Here is a 17,508-nt window from a genome sequence, read left to right as displayed (position 1 = left end):
TGCTAGGGGTCCGCGCGGACGCGCGCGACGTCATGTCGAGGCGTCAGGCCCGTCGAATCTCATTCCACGACAGGCGAATGGCGCAGGAGCGCCTCGCGCAACGGGGCGAGGCGGCCGGTCTTGAGCACGAAGTCGTCGGCCCCGGCGGCGAGCATCGCCTCGCGCACCTCGGGCTCGGAGTGCGCCGAGAACGAGATGATCGCGAGGTCGGGGTGCTCCGCCCGCACGGCCGCCACGAGCTCGGCCCCACCGCCGGGCATGCTGACGTCGACGACGAGCACGTCGACATCCTCGGCCCGCAGCCCCTCGCGGCACTCGTCGCCGTCCTCCCCCACGCCGACCACGGCGAAGCCGGGGATCGCCGTGATCACCGCGGTCAGCGCCTGCCGCATCTCGAACTGGTCGTCGCAGAGGAACACCCGCCGCACCCCGACCTCGGTGGACGTCACGGCACACCCCGCTGCAGGGGGCGGTGGGCACGCAGCGCGCTCACGGCCCGCTCACGATGTTCTCGCGCAGGGCGATGGTCACGGCCTCGAGCTTGTTGTGGGCGCCGAGCTTGCCGATGACCGACTGGATGTGGTTGCGGGCCGTCGCGTACGAGATGAAGAGCCGGGCCGCGATGTCGCGCGTCGACACGCCCTGGACGAGCAGGCGCAGCACGTCGCGCTCACGGGGCGTCAGGTCGTCGCCGAGCTGCTGGCCCCCGCGCTCGGACGAGGGCAGCAGCCGCTGCACGTCGCGGGCGCTGAGGATGGTGATGCCCTCGGCCGCGCGCATCACCGCCTCGTGCAGGGCGTCCGCCCGCTGGCCCTTGTTGACGATGCCCACGGCGCCGGCGGCGAGCGCCTGGTGGAGGACGTCGACGCTGTCGTCGGCGGTCACGAGGAGGACCTTGGTGTCCGGGCTCGCCGCGAGGAGGCGGGGGACGAGGTCGGTGCCGAAGCCGTCGGGCAGCCGCTGGTCGAGCAGGCACACGTCCGGTCGGTGCCGCTCGACGGCGGCCAGCCCCTCGGCGCAGGAGGCGGCCACGTCGAGGACGGTGACCCGCCCCCGGGTCCGCAGACCGGAGGCGACGGCGTCGGCCAACAGCAGGTGGTCGTCGACGACGACCACCGAGACCGTGCCCGTGCGCGGCTCGGCCGCGGCCGTCGGTGTCATGTCCTGCTCCCTGTCATCGGTCATGTCATCGTCCCGCTCCCCGAGTCGCCCCGCCAGAACCCCGTGCACCACCCGACGTGATGCATTTGCACCAGTCCGACCCACGGCCGCGCCGGTGTTCCTCCCCCGATGACGGCGACGTCGCGGTCACCGAGACCTCGAACGCTACCGGCGGGGGCGCGTCACGTCGACGGTTCCGGCGGGCACGGACCCGGCGGAGCCGTCAGGACCGGAAGGGGATGGCCGAGCGGCGGACCGGCACGTCGTGGCCGTGCGAGAGGAGGAGCGTGCGCACCGATGCCGTGGCCTCGCTGCCGTTCGGCGACGGCGAGACGGCCACCGCCCTGATCGGGAGTCGGGACGGGCGCGTGGCCACGGGGGCGTCCGGACGGGGCGGGTCCGCGCCGGTGAGGCGGAGGTAGGGCGCGATGCCGTACGCGGACGCCCGGTAGGACAGGAGCGACGCCTCGACGAGCCTGCTCGCCTCGCCGGGGCGGCTGAGCAGCATGACGGCGAAGCGCAGCTCGCGCTCGTCCGCGAACCCTTCGTGCTTGACGAGGAGCAGCGCCTCCTGGAGCGCGTCGAGGAAGGGTTCGAGGTGGCGGGCCAGGTGCTCGCGCAGGGCCGGGGTCAGCTCCGGCTCGACACCGTCGTCGGGCGGCCGCTGCGCGAAGGGCGCGGCCGGACCGCCGGCGAGGTCGCCGAGCAGCGCGAGCGCCGCGTCGACCAGCTCGAGCTGCTCCTCACGCCGGTAGCGGACGGGCTGCCACCCGTGCCGGCGCAGGTGGACCTCCCCGTCGCGTCCCGGCGGGAGGTCGACGTCGTGGCGGGCGAGCGGGACCAGCGGCTCCGCGGGGTCGAGCCCGATCGCGTAGGACTCCTTCGTCCCGCCGTAGAGGCGCCACATCGCCAGCGAGTCGGGTGAGCTGCTCGCACTGAGGATGAACGCGCTGCCCGCGCCCGGCCCCTCACCGTGGGCGGTCGCCTCCCGCACCCGGTCGGCGAGCTCGGCGGCGACTCCCCCGTGGGCCGCGCCCGCCTCGAGCATCCGCTCGACGACCATCCGGCCGCCGAGGGCGACCTCCTCGCGGTCGTTGAGGAACGGCGCGGCGGTGGCCCACAGGGTGTCCGAGGCGAGGACGGCCAGCAGCCCGGGGCCGTCGGTGTAGTGCCACGCGAGCGCGTCCGGCACGACGTCGCCGTGGGGGTCGGGCTCCACCGGGAGGTCGCGCGGCATCCGGCGACCCTACGCCGCCACCGGGCCGGCCGGCGGCCCGACGACGCGGCGTCACCGGCGTGTACCACCGCGTCGACGTCGCGAGGCGTAGCCCGTCGGCGTGTCGGGGACGGCTGAACGGCCGAACCGCAGAGCCGTTCGGCCCACCCGCCTCCGGGTGACGCCCGTGCGCCGGACGCCGCTCGTAGCGTCGTCGGGAGAGGACCACCGTCGGTCGGAACCCCTGCTCCGACCGGCCCGGGTGTCGCCGAACCCCACCAGCATCCGGGGTCCTCGACATCCCTGTGATGGTGGGGGCGGGGCGCCCAGGTACGTGGAGTCGCTCCTCGGGGTGAAGTCCTCCCACGAGGACGGGGCGCACCGGCGTCCCAACCCGACAGGTCACGTTCCGTAGGCGGCCCACCCGGAAGGAACGTGCCCGAAATGTCCGCCCTGAGACGAACCACCACCCTGCTCGCCGCACCACTCCTGGCTCTCGGCCTCGCGACCGCCGCCGCGCCGACCGCCTCCGCCGCCGGATCCTCCCTCGCCTGGGGCGGGTACAGCAACGGCAAGATCCCCTCGACCGCGCTCTGCGCCATCCCCTGGAGCACCCAGGACAGCCTGCGCTGCGACGCGACGCGCAAGCTGACCTCGCTCAACGCCGCCTACAAGGCCCGCTTCGGCGCGAACCTCTGCATCAACGACGGCTACCGCTCGTACACGAAGCAGGTCTCGCTGTTCAAGAAGTACGGCTCGCCCCGGGCGGCGAAGCCGGGCACCTCCACCCACGGATGGGGTCTGGCCGTCGACTTCGGCTGCAGCATCGGCACGTACACCGGCACCCGGTACAAGTGGCTGACGACCGCCGGCAAGAAGTACGGCTGGGCCCAGCCGAGCTGGGCCGTCGCCAAGGGCTCCAACCCCGAGCCGTGGCACTGGCAGTACTTCGGGACCTACGTCCCCACGACGCCTCCCACGCCGACCCCCACGCCTCCGCCGCCGCCCCCGCCGCCGCCCGCGCCCGTCAAGAGCAAGGCCGTGACCGCGGCGTCCCTGTCGGTCACCGGGACCTGGCCGCGGACCGCGACCTTCGCCCTGCGCGTCAAGAGCACCGGCAAGGCCGTGCCGGGCGCCCGCGTCAGCATCGCCACGCGCGCCGCCGACTCCTCGACGTACACCACCGTGCGCACCGCGACGACCGACTCGCAGGGTCGGGTCTCCTACACCGACACCCCCGAGTCGCCGGTCTACGTCCGCTTCACCTTCGCCGGCTCCACCACGGCGAAGCCGACCTACGGCGTCCGGCTGCTGTCGACCGTGACCGAGCTGTCCGGTCGCTACGTCCGGGACCGTCGGCACCCGCTCGTCGTCGGACGCCTGACGACGCCGGGCCGGGACGCCGTCGCCGACCAGATGGTGACGCTCGAGCGGCGGCTCGCCGGCTCGACGACGTGGACGCCCGTCGAGTCGCTGCGCACCGACGAGGACGGCTACGTGTGGTCCGAGGCCGAGCGCGAGCAGTCGTCGACGTACCGCTTCACCTACCCCGGGGCGACCGGCTACGTCGGTGACGTCGGCGACGAGATCGCCGTGACGAAGAAGCGCTGACCCGCGCCTCTCAGCACGCCGCAGGGCCGGTCGCCACCGCGACCGGCCCTGTGCCGTCCCGCCCCTAGGGTGGTCGGGATGAGCGTCCCCGCGCGGCCCGACGGCCCGCCGTCCGGTGAGCACGTCGTCGTCTCGCTGCCCTCGCACAGCATGCCGGCCCGGCTGCTCGAGCGGCACGCGTCGCACCTGCCGGCCCTGGAGCACCGCGCCCTCCTCGACGGCCTTCTCACGGCGCACGACCCCGCGGCGCGGGTGGTCGTCGTCACGAGCAGCGAGCCGGCGCCGGAGGTCCTCGACCACTACGCGCGCCTCGCGCGTCCCGACGACCCCGACGACGCACGCCGCCGGGTCACGTGCCTCGTCGTGCCCGACGACGGCCCGCGCGGCATCGCCGCCAAGCTGCTCGACCGGCCGGACCTCCTCGACCGGCTGCGCCGGCAGGTGGGCGCCACCCCGGCCGTCATCGAGCCGTGGAACGTCACGGTCGACGAGGTCGCGGTCGCGCAGGCCCTCGGCGTCCCGCTCAACGGCGGGCCCGCCGAGCTGTGGCCGCTGGGCTTCAAGAGCGCCTCGCGCCGCCTGTTCCGGGAGGCCGGGGTCCCCGTCCCGGTGGGGGTCGAGGACGTCCGGGGCCTCGACGAGGTGGCGGCGGCGGTGCGGGCCATCCTGAGGGAGGCGCCGCAGCTCGAGCGGGTGGTCGTCAAGCTCGACAACTCCGGTGCGGGAGAGGGCAACCTGGTCCTGACGGTGCGGGACGACGAGGGCCGCCCGATGCCCGACGACGCCCTCGTGGCCGCTCTCACGCGGCTCGCCCCGGCCACCTTCCTGCGGGACCTGTCGCTCGGCGGCGTGGTCGAGGAGATGGTGACCGGCGAGGTCGTGTCCAGCCCGAGCGCCCAGGTCGAGATCACCCGCCACGGGGAGGTGGTCGTCCGCTCCACGCACGAGCAGCTCCTCGGCGGGCTGGACGGGCAGGTCTTCGTCGGCAGCCGATTCCCCGCCGACGCCGAGGACGCGGCGGAGGTTGCCGGGCACGCGGCGGCCGTGGCGCGCCGCCTCGCCGAGCGCGGCGCCGTCGGATGGCTCTCGGTCGACGTCGCCGCGGCCCGCGGATCCTTCGGGCGGAGGCTCGTGGCCGTCGACCTCAACCTGCGCAAGGGCGGGACGAGCCACTCGCACGCCGCGCTGCGCCACCTCGCGCCCGGCCGGTACGACGCCGGGGCCGGCCGGTGGCGGGCCGTCGACGGCGGAGAGCGGCACTACCGCTCGAGTGATGACGTCGAGGTCGGGCGGGGTGTCGCGGCCGGCCGGGTCATCGACGCGCTTGAGACGGCCGGGCTCGCGTTCGACCCGGCCGCGCGGACCGGCGTGGTCCTGCACATGTTCCCCTCGCTGGAGGATCGGGGAACCGTGGGGGCGACGGCGATCGGGCGGACCGCGGACGAGGCGGAGCGTCTCTTCGACGCCGCGTCGGCCACCCTCCGCAGGGCCTAGCCCCTTCCACCAACCCCGCACGTGCGGGCTTTTCGCGGTCTGCGACGACTCCGGACGGCGCCAACTCCGCACGTGCGGGCTATCCGCGCTCCGGCCTCGGTTCGGATAGCGACAACCCCGCACGTGCGGGGTTGTCGAGCGCGAAGTAATTGAACGCTGCGTTCACTTGTGCTTTAATGAACCAATCGTTCATTTCACAGGAGGTCACCATGAGCGCCCCCACCACCCACCGCACCGCTCTCGTCACCGGCGCCTCGGGCGGCATCGGCACCGCTGTCGTCGAGCGCCTGGCAGCCGACGGGTTCGCCGTGGCCGTGCACTACGCCGGCAACCGTGAGCGCGCCGAGGAGGTCGCGGACCTCGCCCGCCGCCACGACGTCCCGACCCTCGTCGTCGGGGCCGACGTGGCCGACGAGTCCGCGGTGGCCGCGATGTTCGACGAGGTCGAGCGCACGCTCGGCGGGGTCGACGTCCTCGTCCACACCGCCGGCGTCATGCGCCTGGCCCCGCTCGCGGAGCTCGACCTCGACGACCTCGACGCGATGCACCGCACCAACGTGCGCGGCACCTTCGTCGTGGCGCGCGAGGCGGCCCGCCGGGTCCGCGACGGCGGCGCGATCATCACCTTCTCGAGCAGCGTCGTGCGGCTGGCCCTGCCGACCTACGCCGCCTACGCCGCCACGAAGGGCGCGGTCGACGCAGTGACGATGGTCCTCGCCAAGGAGCTGCGCGGCCGGGACATCACGGTCAACGCCGTCGCTCCCGGCCCCACGGCGACCCCGCTCTTCCTCGAGGGCAAGCCCCAGGAGGCCGTCGACGGGCTCGCCGCGATGGCGCCCCTCGAGCGGCTCGGCCGACCGGAGGACATCGCCGAGACCGTCGCGCACCTCGCGGGCCCGGCCCGCTGGGTCAACGGCCAGGTCATCTACGTCAACGGCGGGATCGCCTGAGACACACCACCCCACGACAGGAGGAGCACCCGATGAGCACAACCCACGACACCACCCTCGGCAGCACCCCGGGCGGCGGGACGACACCTCGCGTCGTCCTCGTCACCGGCGCGTCGAGCGGCTTCGGCGCGATGACCGTCCGCGCCCTGGCCGACGCCGGCCACACCGTCCACGCCGGGATGCGCGACCTCGCCGGCCGCAACCGGCAAGCGGCATCCGACGCCACCGCCTACGCCGCCGAGCACGTCGTCGACCTGCGACCCGTCGAGCTCGACGTCGTCGACCAGGCCTCTGTCGACGCCGCCGTCCAGCGGGTCGTCGAGGACTCCGGACGCATCGACGTCCTCGTCCACAACGCAGGCCACATGGTGCTCGGCCCGACAGAGGCCTTCACCCCGGACCAGCTCGCGGCCGCCTACGACGTCAACGTCCTGTCCACGCAGCGGGTCAACCGGGCCGTCCTGCCGCACCTGCGCGCGCAGCGCGACGGGCTGGTCGTCTGGGTCGGGTCCTCGAGCACCCGCGGCGGCACCCCGCCCTACCTCGCGCCGTACTTCGCGGCCAAGGCCGGGATGGACGCGCTCGCCGTCAGCTACGCCGCCGAGCTCGCGCGTTTCGGCGTCGACACCTCCATGGTCGCGCCGGGGTCCTTCACCGTCGGCACCAACCACTTCGCGAACGCCGGCCACGCCGAGGACGCCGCGGTCGCCGCTGCCTACGAGGCGGAGTACGCCGGCCTGATGGACCAGGTCGGCGAGCGGCTGGCAGCCCTCGCCCCCGACGACCAGGACCCGCACGCGGTCGCCGAGGCGATCGTTGGTCTGGTCGCGACGCCGAAGGGCTCGCGCCCGTTCCGGGTGCACGTCGACCCGGCCGACGACGGCGCCGAGGTCGTCAACGCCGTGGGCGACCGCGTCCGCACCGAGTTCTACCGCCGGATCGGCCTCGAGGACCTGCTCTCCCCCGCCCGGTGACCGCACCGGCCGTTGTGTACGTTCGTCCCCGAACCGACCGCCGCCCCCCGAAGGAGGGTCCGTGCCCCGAGGCCGCCGTCCGACCGAGGAGGTCCGCCGCGACGTGCTCGCGGCGGCAGGCCGCCTCCTCCTCGACGAGGGGATGGGCGGCTTCACCATCGAACGGGTGGCGGCCGAGAGCGGCGCCAGCAAGGTCACGATCTACAAGCTCTGGCCCTCCAAGGGCGCGCTCGCGCTCGAGGGCTACTTCACGACCGTCGAGCCCGTGCTCGCCTTCCCCGACACCGGTGACCTCGTGGCGGACCTGCGCGCCCAGCTGCACGCCTTCGTCGACCTGCTGACGACGACCCCGGCCGGTGACGTGCTGCGCGGCCTCATCGCCGAGGGGCAGCGCGACCCGGTCCTCCAGGAGGCCTACCTGTCGACGTACGCCGGCCCGCGCCGGGCCCTCGCCGTCGACCGGATGGAGGCAGCGCGCCGGCAGGGCGGCCTGCGCGAGGGGGTCGACCCCGAGACGGTCGTGGACCAGCTGTGGGGCGCCTGCTACCACCGGCTCCTCATCCCCGACCGGCCCCTCGACCACGCCTTCGCCGACCGGCTGCTCGACCACCTCGCCCCCGGCCTGGTCGCCGCCCCTACGTCCCGCCGGGCCGGTGGCCGCCGCTCGACCTCCGGCTGACGCCCGGGCGGCGGCGCGACGTCAGACGATGGTGGGCAGCGCCCCGCCGTCGGCCCGCAGCGCCGCGCCGTTCGTCGCCGAGGAGCGCGGGCTCGCGAGGTAGAGCACGAGCGAGGCGATCTCGTCGGGCTCGATGAACCGCTGGAGGAGACCGCGGTGGTCGGGACCGACGATCGCGGCGCGCAGGTCGTCGACCGCCACGCCCTGTGCCCGGCCCACCTCCGCCACCGCGTCGGCGACGCCGTCGGACCACGTCGGCCCGCCGAGGACGGTGTTGACCGTCACGCGGCTCCCCCGGGTCAGCTTGGCCAGGCCGTTGGCGAGCGCGAGCGCCCCGGCCTTGCTGACGCCGTAGGGCAGCATGTCGGCGGGGACGTCGACCGCGGACTCGGTGTTGACGAAGACGATGCGCCCCCATCCGCGATCGAGCATCGGCCGGATGAGGCTGCGCGACAGCCGAACCGCGCTCATGACGTTGATCTCGACGTACCGCAGCCAGTCCTCGTCACGCAGGTCCTCGAGGGGCGCGACCTCGAACACCCCGACGTTGTTGACGAGGACGTCGACCGGCCCGAGGGAGGCGAGCAGCCCCTCCGCCTGCGCGGCGTCCGCGAGGTCCGCGGCGATCCCGCTGACGCGCCCGTCCGGACGGTGCGCCCGCAGCCGCTCGACGGCCTCGGCCACCCGCCGCTCGTCACGGCCGTTGACGACCACCTCCGCGCCCTCGTCGAGCAGCCCTCGCGCGACGGCGTACCCGATCCCCCGGGTCGCGCCGCTGACGAACGCCCGCTTGCCGGCCAGGTGCAGGTCCACGCTCTTCTCCGTCCTCGGCCCACGGCCGACATTACTTGCTTGAGCAAGTCACTGTAGGTCGGATGACTTGCCCAAGCAAGTCACCGAGCATCGTGGACCGGCTACGGATGCGTAGGCTGCGGGCATGCCGGACTCCCCCGCCCCGCAGCGCCTCACGGGCGAGGCGCTCGAGACCTGGGCCTCGCTGGCCACCGTCCTGGAGTGGCTGCCGGCGGCGCTCGACGCGCAGCTCCAGCGCGACGCCGACCTCACGCACTTCGAGTACGGCGTCCTCTACGCCCTCGCCGAGGCCGAGGGTGGCGAGCTGCGACTGAGCGTCCTCGCCGGGTACGCCAACAGCACGCTCTCGCGGCTGTCCCGGGCCGCGACCCGGCTGGAGTCCCGCGGATGGCTGCGCCGGTCACCGGACCCCGGGGACGGTCGCTACACCCTCGCCACCCTGACGGCCGCCGGGCGCGACAAGGTCGAGCAGGCCACGCCCGGCCACGTCCGGCTCGTGCACGACCTGGTGCTCGACCGGCTCACGGCGGCGCAGGCCCGCGGGCTGCGCGAGGCCAGCCGGCGCATCGTCCGGGCCATCCGCGACGACGGCGGCTGGGCCGTCCCACCGGAGACCCCCCGGGGCTGACCGCGTCGCCACCCGACAGGCTGTTGTCGGTGCCCGCTGGTAGTCGTGGGGCATGACCGACGTGCCCCTGCCCCTCTTCGAGGACGAGGACGGGACCGGCAGGACGGGCTCCGGGGTGTCGTTCGCGTCGGCGCAGCGGCTGCGTCTGGACGAGCACTCGTGGGTCGAGCACGTGCCGGGCTGGCTCGCCGGCGCCGACGACCTGTTCGTCGAGCTGCTCGCCCTGCCCGGGTGGGAGCAGCGGCGGCGCCGGATGTACGACGAGGTCGTCACCGAGCCGCGGCTGACCGCCGAGTACCCCGACGTGCGCGCGGCTCCGTCGAGGTTGCGCGAGCTGGCCGGCGAGCTGGGCGAGCACTACGGGATCGCCTACGACCGGCTCTGGCTCAACCTCTACCGCGACCACCGCGACAGCACCGGCTGGCACGGCGACGGCGCCTCGGCCCGTCGGCGCGAGTGCGTCGTCCCGGTGCTCAGCCTCGGGGCGCCGAGGCACTTCCTCCTCCGGCCGACCGAGGGCGGCCCGAGCCGGCGGCTGCGCCCGGCGGGCGGCGACCTCGTCGTCATGGGCGGCCGCTGCCAGACCGACTGGCGGCACTGCGTCCCCAAGCAGGGCGCGGCGTCGGGCCCCCGCATCAGCGTCAACTTCGCCGCCTCGAGCCAGGCCGTCCCCGACCGATGAGGCGGGCGCCACCGGCCGGTCAGGAGGCGAACACCACGGTGTTGTCGACGTAGTGCCCGCTCACCGGGTCGATGTCGCCGCTGCACGTGATGAGGCGCAGCACCGGCCCCGGGGCGGGGCCGTAGACGCGGGCGGTCGGGAAGTCGTCCTTCGCGAAGCTCTCCAGCCGACGGACCGTGAACGTCAGCGTCGTGCCGTCGCGCCGCTCGACCTCGATGGCGTCGCCGGGCTCGAGCTCGCGCAGCCGGTAGAACACCGCCGGCCCCTCGTGGGTGTCGACGTGGCCGGCGATGACCGCCGGGCCGCGCTCGCCGGGCGCCGGGGCCCCGGTCAGCCAGCCGGCGAGCGCCGGGTCGGTGGGCACCTGCATCGTCCCGTCCTCGGCGATCCCGAGGTCGATGAGCCGCGACTCGACCCCGATGGACGGGATGCGGATGGCGACCGGCTGCTGTGCCGCCGGCGTGTCCGAGCCGGCGGCGGGCACCGGGATGGACGCGTCGTTCGAGCCGGGGTCGCGGGCCTGGGCGCCCTCCGACGCGTCCACCCCGCCCGCCCCGCCGGACGCCGGGGCAGCCGAGGCCGACGCGCTCGGCGACGGCACCGCGGTGCGAGCGGGGAGCGGGGCCAGGCTCGCCGGCTCGGGGTGCGTCGCCGCCTGCGCCGCGAGCGCGACCCCGCCGACGAGCAGGAGCGCGGCGAGCACCGCGGCGACGCGTGCGAGCGGCCCCACCGCCGGGGCCGACCCGCTGCGGGCCAGCACCGCCCGGCGCCGGGAGGCCGGGGGCCGACCGACCCCGAACGCCCAGCCGGTGACCCGCAGCAGCGCCTCGAGGACGATGTGGCCACTCATCTTCGAGGTGCCCTCGGCGCGCTCGGTGAACGTGATCGGGACCTCGGTGAGCCGCAACCCGAGACGGCGGGCGACGTACGTCGACTCGATCTGGAAGGCGTAGCCCTCGCTGGCCAGGCTCGCGGGGTCGATCGTCTCGAGCGCGGATCGCCGGAACGCGCGGAACCCCGCGGTCGCGTCACCGACGCCGAGCCCCAGCATCAGGCGGACGTAGAGGTTCCCGCCACGGGAGAGCAGTCGCCGGGACAGCGGCCAGCCCTCTGTCGCACCGCCCTTCACCCAGCGGGAGCCGATGGAGAGGTCGGCGTCCCCGAGGGCGTCGAGCAGGGCCGGGAGCCGGTCGGCCGGGTGGGACAGGTCGGCGTCCATCTCGACGACGGCGTCGTACCCGCGCTCGAGCGCCCAGGCGAAGCCCGCACGGTAAGCGCTGCCGAGCCCGCCCTTGCCGCTGCGGCGCAGCAGGTGCAGCCGGGGCTCGTCGATGGCGAGCGCCGCGACGAGGTCGGCGGTCCCGTCGGGGCTCCCGTCGTCGACGACGAGCACCTCGGTGCGCGCGTCGGCGGCGAGGACCCGGGTGACCGCGCGCTCGACGGACTCCCGCTCGTCGTAGGTCGGGACGACGACGAGCGCGGACGTCACGGGCGTGGTGTCGGGGGTCATCGGGTCTCCTGCTGCCGGCACGTGATGCCGAGCGTCGTCGGGTCCTCGAGGAGGTCCTCCCCGAGGGCGGCCCAGGCCGCGCCGTAGTAGGTGCTCGCGCGGGTGTCGAGGTCGGCGGCCGCCCGGAGCAGCTCGCCGGCCGGGCCGGCGTTGCCCTCGGCGTCGCTGACCGCGGCCGCCGACACGAGCGCCACGGGGTGCTGCCAGTCGACCGTCGCGGTGCCGCCGAGGTCGTAGACCCCGCGGACGTCGGCGCTCGCCCGCGGAAGGGCAGCCCCGAGCCGCTTGACGAGGGCGAGGTCGTCGGCGTCGCACGACACCGCGTAGCGGACGGCGACGCGCTGGGCGTCGAGGCCGTAGGCGACGTCGCCTCCTCCGGGCGGGGGCATCGCGTCGACCGCGCCGTCCGGGCCCACCTGCGCCCAGTCCGGCGGGAGGGGCGCCTCGTCGAGCAGGGCGGCGAGCACGGCCCGGTCGCCGTCGGCGACCTCCGCCCAGCGCGCGTCCCCGGTGGCCCGGCCCAGCACCGCGTACGCCGCCGGGGCCGAGTAGCTGGGGTTGACCCGGTAGGGCTCGGTGTCGGCCCACTGCCCGGCGAGCAGCACCCGCCCGAGCGAGGTCTGCGCCGTCTCGTGGTCGAGCACGGCCGTCGCGAGCGTCCGCCCGGCCGCCGTGAGGTCGGACCGCTCGAAGCGCTCGCCGGCGACGACGAGGGCGTGCGCCGCGTCGACGTCGGCGTCGGCGGCCGAGTTGGCGTCGACGACGGCGCCCCGAGCCCACGTCCACGACAGCAGGCCGTCCGGGCGCAGGAGGTTCGCGCGCGTCCAGCCCCAGACCCGGTCGAAGGTCCGCTCGTCGCCGTCCGCGGCCGCGAGCAGCAGGGCGTACGCCTGCCCCTCGCTCACGGTGTCACCACCCTGGTCGCGGCGGACCACCCGCCCGTCGGCGTCGACGTAGGCGTCGACGAAGCGGGCGGCGAGGTCGGGTCCGGCGGGCAGCGCCGACCCCGAGGCCGACGGGTCGGCGGTCGGGGCGGCGGCCCGTGGGGTGTCCCCGCCGGGGGACCACCCGGTCACGACGAGGGCCAGCACCGTGGCGACCGCCACGGAGAGGACCCCGACGAGCACGAGCGGGCCCCGGACGGAGCGCATCAGGCGCGGCGCGTCGACGGGACGGCGGAGCGCCGACGCGCGGCCAGGACGAGGAGGACGGAGGCGCCGGCCGCGGCGAGGCCGAGCCCGCCGAGCAGTCGCGGGTCGGCCGGGCGCGTGGCCATGCCGCCGCCCCCGGTCTGGACCCCGTCCTTCGGGGCGGTCGCGACGCCCTGGGCGTCGACGACCGGCTCGAGGGTGACGCCCTCGCCGCTCGTGGAGTCGAGGACGAGGAGCGTGTAGACGCCGCCGCTCGCGAGGTCGACCTTGCCGGTGGTGCTGCTGCCCTGCATGGCGCGTCCGCCGCTCGTCGTCGTGGTGCTGACGTCGAGGGTCCACGGGCCGTCGGGCACCGCGGCGTACCCGGTGGGCGTGCCGAACTTCGCGCCGTCGGCGACCGTCGGCCCGTTCTGCGCGGCGACGGTGACGGCCGAGGCCCGCGTGGCCGCCGGGAGCAGCCGCACGCTCGCGGTCCCCGGCTTGGGCGGCCGCAGGTCGTCGGAGAGGACCTGGATGCGCGGCGAGGTCTTGCTGCCCAGCGCGGCCAGCGTGTACGCCTGGTCGGCCTTGGCGTCGACGGTGCCGGTGAGGACCGGCGGGGCGTCGGCCGCGGCGCCCGCGGGACGGACGGTGACGGTGTAGAGGCCCTGCGGGATCTGGCGGTAGTCACCCGCCGTGCCGTAACCGGCCGCGGGCTCGACGACGCGGGCACCGTCCTGCTGGTCGGCCTCCGGCACACCGGGCTTGGTGACGTCGCCGGCCGCCGCACCGGCGAACGGCACGAGGCTGATGGTCATCTCCCCCATGCCGGGGACGAGGTGCGCGGCACGGACCCAGGCCGTGGCCATGCCATCGGCGGCGGGGGCGGCGGACGGGGCGGCGGACGCCGACGGCGCGAAGGCGCCCACGGCGAGGGCCACCGCGGCCGCGAGGACCGCGAGGACGCGGGGCGTCCGGTGTGGCGTGGTGGCGTGCATGATGTTCCTCTCTCCGGGGGCGGACAGGTCGCGCGTCGCGGACCTGGTGGAACGGGTCGGGGTGGTGGCCTGGCGGGTCATCGGGTCGCCCGGGGCCAGGACAGGACGAGGGCGGGCGGGGTGTCGGCCCCGGCCTCGGTGAAGCGCACGTCGGCGCGGTAGGGGGCAGGTCGCTCCGCGGACACCCGCGCGACCTCGGCGGCCGCCGCCGAGTCCGGCACGGCGGCGCCGCCGTCGACCTCGGTGATGGTCACCGTGCGGCGCGCGGCACCGGCGGCCTCCTCCGGGGCGGGCTGCGGCAGCGCCTCGAGGGTCAGCGCGTGCTGCGCTCCGAGAGAGGCGAGGACGGTGAGCAGCCGCGGGTCGACCCGGCCCGACAGGAGCGCGTCGCGCGCGGCCGTCGAGGTCGTGATGGCCGGGTTGGCGACGAGCTGCTGGCCGGCCGCGGCCGCCGCGGCACGCTGCTGCTCGAGGACGGCCGGGTCGGTGCCGGCGCGCTGCACCCGCAGGATCTCGACGCGACGCTCTCCGGTCCCGAAGGCCGCGACCGGGACGCTGCGCTCCAGCGCCTCCGCGAGGGTCGGGAAGGAGCGCGGGTCGCTGCGGACGGAGTCGGTCGAGACGACCCACTGGTAGGCGTCGGCGCCCTTCGGGACCGCCGGGTCGGTGTCGGGCTTGTAGAACCACACGACGTCGCTGCGGTCACGACCCTGCTCGACGAGGTCGACCCAGAGCGCGTCGTCGGTGAGGATGCGCTCGTCCGACGGCACGTTCTGCGCGATCCACACGGTCGCGTCGGTCATCGGCTGGTCGAGCGGCGCGATCATCAGGCCGCGCAGCTGGCCGGCCCAGGCGGGCGTGGCGACGGCGGTGAGCCCGAGCCCGACGGCGACGAGCACGCCGGCGCCCAGTCGGCCGACCCGACGGCCCGCGAGGCGGGTCGGCCGGCTCTCCCAGAGCGTGGTCGCGACGCCCGCGACGAGCAGCGCCCCGAGCGGGAGCAGCGCGACGACGAACGGCACGGGGAGGTACCCCGGGCGCACGAGCATCGCGAGGAGGACGATCATCGCGACGGCGAAGGGGCGCAGCCGCCGGACGGCGAGTGCCAGCAGCGTGGCGAGGACCGCGACGACCGGGAGGACGGTGTCGAGCTGCAGCCAGATGGCGACGGTCCGGTGGCCGAGCGACTCGGGGTCGAAGATGCTGCCGCTGCTCTCGCGGCCGGACAGCTGGTAGAAGACGCCGCCGAGGAGGCTCGTGCGCCCCTGGCCGGGCACGACCTCGCCCTTGAGCGCGGCGAAGAGGACGTAGAAGGTCCCCATGAGGACGAAGAGGGTCGCGGAGACCGCGACGGCGTAGCGGCGGGTGCCACCCCGGCTGCGGCGCCACAGGAGGTAGGCCAGCACCGGGAAGAGGAGGAAGGTCGTCTCCTTCGAAAGCACCGCGACGGCGAAGCAGACCGCGGCCGCCGCGAAGGCACCGAGCCGGCGCCGCGGGCTGAGCGCGAGGACGAACGCCCCGAGGAGCCACGGGGTCGCGACGTTGTCGAGGTAGACCGTGCGGTGGAACTGCACCGCCAGCGGCGAGAGCGTGAAGAGGGCCACGGCCAGCCCGGCGCCCCAGCGGGGCATCCGCAGGCGGCGCGCCAGCACCCAGAGCAACGCGGCGCTGACCAGCGCGAGCAGCACCATCAGCTCGCGGCCGGCGCCGACGGCGTTCGGGGCGCGGCCGAAGGCGCCGGTCAGCTCGGTGTAGAGGGCGATCTGCAGCCAGCCCAGCGGCGGGTGGTCGTACCAGTACGTGTAGTGGGTCAGCTCGCCGAGGTGGAAGACGGCCCACGCCTGGGCGACGTAGGTGCCCTCGTCGTCGATGCGCTGCGGGGCGCTGTACAGCCCGATGCGCATGACGACGCCGGCGAGGACGAGCAGCGGCCCGAGGACGACCAGGTCGCCGCGCCGGTCGGTCGCGCGTCGCCAGGCGCGCCGCAGGCGGGAGGCCTCGGGCGTCGCCGCCTCGGGCGTGGACTCGGTGGTCGTGGTGGGGCGGTCGATGACGGTCATCAGGAGGCCTTCCGCTCGGCGAGCTCGACGACCGGGGCGAGGGCCGGGGCCGGGGTGCGGTGCAGGTTGCTGTGCTCCGTCTTCTCCCAGCCGCGCTGGCCCTTCTTCTCGCGCCAGACGGCGCGCACGGCGGCGCCGGCGAGGAGCACCTGGTAGGGGAAGGCCCCGAGCACGAGGACCACGTAGTCGCGCAGGCGGACCTTCACGTCGTAGGCGCGGCCGAACTCGTGGAGGCCGGCGGCCTCGACGGCGAGGGTGACGAGGGTCGGGACGAGCGGGAGGAAGGTGACGAGGCTGACCCAGGTCGGCACCTTGGCGAAGACGACGAGGGCGATCGAGACGGGGATCATCAGCCCGGTGAAGGCCTGGAGGAACGGCATCGAGAGCGTGTACCGGGCCAGCAGGCGCTGGCGGGCGGTCGGCAGCTCGCGCCAGACGCCCTTGGCCAGCACCTGGAGGAAGCCCTGGTTCCAGCGCGTGCGCTGCTTGATGAGCGACGGGAGGGCGCCCGGGGTCTCCTCGCGGGTCACGAGCTCGGGGTCGTAGGCGACGGCGACGGTGGCGCCGCGGGTCGAGACGCGCACGCCGATCTCGCAGTCCTCGGCGAGGCACTCGGGGTCCCAGCCGTCGACCTCGCGCAGCAGGTCGGTGCGCATGAAGACGGTGTTGCCGCCGAGCGGGATGAACCTCTGCCCGGCGTGGAAGTGCAGCCGGCTGCGGAACCAGAAGTAGTACTCGAGGCAGTTGCGCATCGACCACCACGTCGTGTGCACGTTCATCAGCTGCACACCGCCCTGGACGATGTCGGCCTTCGTCTCGTGGAAGCGCGCGTCGATGTGGGCGAGGAGGTCCTCGTGCACCTCGTCCTCCGCGTCGAACACGCCGACGACGTCGCCGGTCACCTCGCGCAGCGCCGTGTTGAGCGCCTTCGGCTTGTTCTTCGGGACGCTGGAGTCGACGACGACCCGGACGCGGCCGGGGTGGCGCTTCGCGGCCGCGTGCGCGACGGCGGCCGTGCCCTCGTCGTCGTCACCGACGATCGCGATGATCTCCAGGTCGCCGTAGTCGAGCGCGCTCAGCGTGTCGAGGGTGTCCCCCAGGACCTGCTCCTCGTGGCGTGCCGGGACCAGCAGGCTGAAGCGCAGCGGCGTCTCGCGGCTGGAGCGTCCGCCGAACCGGGTGGCGCGCAGGCCCTCCGGCGTGCGCCAGGCGTGGAGCATCCACGCGAGCGTCGTGAACGCGACCCCCGAGAGGACCAAGGACACCAGCACGAGCAGGAGGATGCTCGCCCACCCGAGCACGCTGGACGGGTTCTCGGACACCGACGCCTGCTGCGGCGGCACCTCGACGGGTGCCTGGCTCGTCGACGGGTCCGACACCGCCGGGATGCCTCCGCCCAGCGGGTCGGCGAGCGAGCCGCCCTGCTCGGGCAGCACCGGGCTCGGGCCGGCGTCCGAGACGGTGCTCGACACCGCCGGGCGCGGCGACTCGGCGGCCAGGGCCGTGGAGGTCGGGAGGAGGAGGGCGACGGAGGACAGGCAGACGAGAGCGATGCGATGACGCACGAAGGGCCCCTGCTGATCGGTTGCGGGTGACGTCCGG

The 17,508-nt window shown here is 75.0% G+C and carries 16 protein-coding genes; 7 read left to right on the top strand and 9 right to left on the bottom strand.

Annotated elements, in window-relative coordinates:
- Positions 1-59 precede the first annotated feature (59 nt).
- The 3 genes from KMZ30_RS05295 to KMZ30_RS05285 form a co-directional block, all read right to left on the bottom strand.
- Entirely contained in the window at positions 60-449 is a 390-nt protein-coding gene (locus KMZ30_RS05295; RefSeq protein ID WP_215512316.1) for a response regulator, read from the bottom strand.
- A 40-nt stretch (positions 450-489) separates the two neighbouring features.
- Positions 490-1,185 (bottom strand): response regulator, encoded by a 696-nt coding sequence (locus KMZ30_RS05290; RefSeq protein ID WP_215512315.1) that lies wholly within the window; start codon positions 1,183-1,185, stop codon positions 490-492.
- 199 nt (positions 1,186-1,384) lie between these two features.
- The gene (locus tag KMZ30_RS05285) at positions 1,385-2,398 is read right to left on the bottom strand and encodes a hypothetical protein (protein WP_215519884.1); all 1,014 of its coding nucleotides are present in this window, start codon (positions 2,396-2,398) and stop codon (positions 1,385-1,387) included.
- Between the two features lie 423 nt (positions 2,399-2,821).
- Here KMZ30_RS05285 and KMZ30_RS05280 point away from each other — a divergent pair, with 423 nt between their 5' ends.
- From KMZ30_RS05280 to KMZ30_RS05260, 5 genes are all read left to right on the top strand, one after another.
- The gene (locus KMZ30_RS05280; protein WP_215512313.1) at positions 2,822-3,988 is read left to right on the top strand and encodes a M15 family metallopeptidase; all 1,167 of its coding nucleotides are present in this window, start codon (positions 2,822-2,824) and stop codon (positions 3,986-3,988) included.
- Between the two features lie 78 nt (positions 3,989-4,066).
- Positions 4,067-5,482: a peptide ligase PGM1-related protein gene (locus KMZ30_RS05275; protein WP_215512312.1), complete on the top strand. Its 1,416-nt coding sequence runs from the start codon at positions 4,067-4,069 to the stop codon at positions 5,480-5,482.
- Between the two features lie 209 nt (positions 5,483-5,691).
- Entirely contained in the window at positions 5,692-6,432 is a 741-nt protein-coding gene (locus KMZ30_RS05270; protein ID WP_215512311.1) for an SDR family oxidoreductase, read from the top strand.
- Positions 6,433-6,464: 32 nt separating this feature from the next.
- Positions 6,465-7,406 carry an SDR family oxidoreductase gene (locus tag KMZ30_RS05265; protein WP_215512310.1) on the top strand — a complete coding sequence of 314 codons (942 nt, stop codon included), beginning with the start codon at positions 6,465-6,467 and terminating at the stop codon, positions 7,404-7,406.
- 61 nt (positions 7,407-7,467) lie between these two features.
- Complete coding sequence (locus tag KMZ30_RS05260) at positions 7,468-8,085, top strand: TetR/AcrR family transcriptional regulator (protein WP_308279647.1); 618 nt, start codon at positions 7,468-7,470, stop codon at positions 8,083-8,085.
- A 21-nt stretch (positions 8,086-8,106) separates the two neighbouring features.
- On the opposite strand, the gene KMZ30_RS05255 is transcribed toward KMZ30_RS05260, so the two are convergent.
- Positions 8,107-8,898 (bottom strand): SDR family NAD(P)-dependent oxidoreductase, encoded by a 792-nt coding sequence (locus KMZ30_RS05255; RefSeq protein ID WP_215512309.1) that lies wholly within the window; start codon positions 8,896-8,898, stop codon positions 8,107-8,109.
- Between the two features lie 124 nt (positions 8,899-9,022).
- On the opposite strand from KMZ30_RS05255, the gene KMZ30_RS05250 reads away from it, so the two are divergent.
- Both KMZ30_RS05250 and KMZ30_RS05245 read left to right on the top strand, forming a co-directional pair.
- Complete coding sequence (locus tag KMZ30_RS05250) at positions 9,023-9,526, top strand: MarR family winged helix-turn-helix transcriptional regulator (protein ID WP_215512308.1); 504 nt, start codon at positions 9,023-9,025, stop codon at positions 9,524-9,526.
- 52 nt (positions 9,527-9,578) lie between these two features.
- Positions 9,579-10,208 carry an alpha-ketoglutarate-dependent dioxygenase AlkB gene (locus KMZ30_RS05245; RefSeq protein WP_215512307.1) on the top strand — a complete coding sequence of 210 codons (630 nt, stop codon included), beginning with the start codon at positions 9,579-9,581 and terminating at the stop codon, positions 10,206-10,208.
- Positions 10,209-10,227: 19 nt separating this feature from the next.
- Here the strand turns inward: KMZ30_RS05245 and KMZ30_RS05240 are convergent, their stop codons facing one another.
- The 5 genes from KMZ30_RS05240 to KMZ30_RS05220 form a co-directional block, all read right to left on the bottom strand.
- The gene (locus KMZ30_RS05240; protein ID WP_215512306.1) at positions 10,228-11,718 is read right to left on the bottom strand and encodes a class F sortase; all 1,491 of its coding nucleotides are present in this window, start codon (positions 11,716-11,718) and stop codon (positions 10,228-10,230) included.
- Positions 11,715-12,869: a glycosyl hydrolase family 8 gene (locus tag KMZ30_RS05235; protein ID WP_215512305.1), complete on the bottom strand. Its 1,155-nt coding sequence runs from the start codon at positions 12,867-12,869 to the stop codon at positions 11,715-11,717. Before KMZ30_RS05235 ends, KMZ30_RS05240 begins: the two co-directional genes overlap by 4 nt.
- The gene (locus KMZ30_RS05230) at positions 12,869-13,846 is read right to left on the bottom strand and encodes a DUF4397 domain-containing protein (protein ID WP_215512304.1); all 978 of its coding nucleotides are present in this window, start codon (positions 13,844-13,846) and stop codon (positions 12,869-12,871) included. The genes KMZ30_RS05235 and KMZ30_RS05230 overlap by 1 nt, the downstream gene beginning before the upstream one ends.
- A gap of 77 nt (positions 13,847-13,923) precedes the next feature.
- Entirely contained in the window at positions 13,924-15,906 is a 1,983-nt protein-coding gene (locus KMZ30_RS05225) for a glycosyltransferase family protein (RefSeq protein WP_215512303.1), read from the bottom strand.
- Positions 15,906-17,471: a glycosyltransferase gene (locus tag KMZ30_RS05220; RefSeq protein WP_308279646.1), complete on the bottom strand. Its 1,566-nt coding sequence runs from the start codon at positions 17,469-17,471 to the stop codon at positions 15,906-15,908. Before KMZ30_RS05220 ends, KMZ30_RS05225 begins: the two co-directional genes overlap by 1 nt.
- Between the last annotated feature and the right edge of the window lie 37 nt (positions 17,472-17,508).

The organism is Phycicoccus mangrovi, from assembly GCF_018729305.1.
Taxonomy (GTDB): Bacteria; Actinomycetota; Actinomycetes; order Actinomycetales; family Dermatophilaceae; genus Phycicoccus; species Phycicoccus jejuensis.
This window is presented reverse-complemented; position numbering and strand designations above follow the sequence as displayed.

Excerpts from the sequence above, each read along its gene's own strand:
- KMZ30_RS05280 (WP_215512313.1), top strand. The coding sequence starts at position 2,822 with ATGTCCGCCCTGAGACGAACCACCACCCTGCTCGCCGCACCACTCCTG.
- KMZ30_RS05275 (WP_215512312.1), top strand. The coding sequence starts at position 4,067 with ATGAGCGTCCCCGCGCGGCCCGACGGCCCGCCGTCCGGTGAGCACGTC.
- KMZ30_RS05285 (WP_215519884.1), bottom strand. The coding sequence starts at position 2,398 with ATGCCGCGCGACCTCCCGGTGGAGCCCGACCCCCACGGCGACGTCGTG.
- KMZ30_RS05235 (WP_215512305.1), bottom strand. The coding sequence starts at position 12,869 with ATGCGCTCCGTCCGGGGCCCGCTCGTGCTCGTCGGGGTCCTCTCCGTG.
- KMZ30_RS05225 (WP_215512303.1), bottom strand. The coding sequence starts at position 15,906 with ATGACCGTCATCGACCGCCCCACCACGACCACCGAGTCCACGCCCGAG.
- KMZ30_RS05245 (WP_215512307.1), top strand. The coding sequence starts at position 9,579 with ATGACCGACGTGCCCCTGCCCCTCTTCGAGGACGAGGACGGGACCGGC.
- KMZ30_RS05270 (WP_215512311.1), top strand. The coding sequence starts at position 5,692 with ATGAGCGCCCCCACCACCCACCGCACCGCTCTCGTCACCGGCGCCTCG.
- KMZ30_RS05290 (WP_215512315.1), bottom strand. The coding sequence starts at position 1,185 with ATGACCGATGACAGGGAGCAGGACATGACACCGACGGCCGCGGCCGAG.
- KMZ30_RS05230 (WP_215512304.1), bottom strand. The coding sequence starts at position 13,846 with ATGCACGCCACCACGCCACACCGGACGCCCCGCGTCCTCGCGGTCCTC.
- KMZ30_RS05240 (WP_215512306.1), bottom strand. The coding sequence starts at position 11,718 with ATGACCCCCGACACCACGCCCGTGACGTCCGCGCTCGTCGTCGTCCCG.
- KMZ30_RS05250 (WP_215512308.1), top strand. The coding sequence starts at position 9,023 with ATGCCGGACTCCCCCGCCCCGCAGCGCCTCACGGGCGAGGCGCTCGAG.
- KMZ30_RS05265 (WP_215512310.1), top strand. The coding sequence starts at position 6,465 with ATGAGCACAACCCACGACACCACCCTCGGCAGCACCCCGGGCGGCGGG.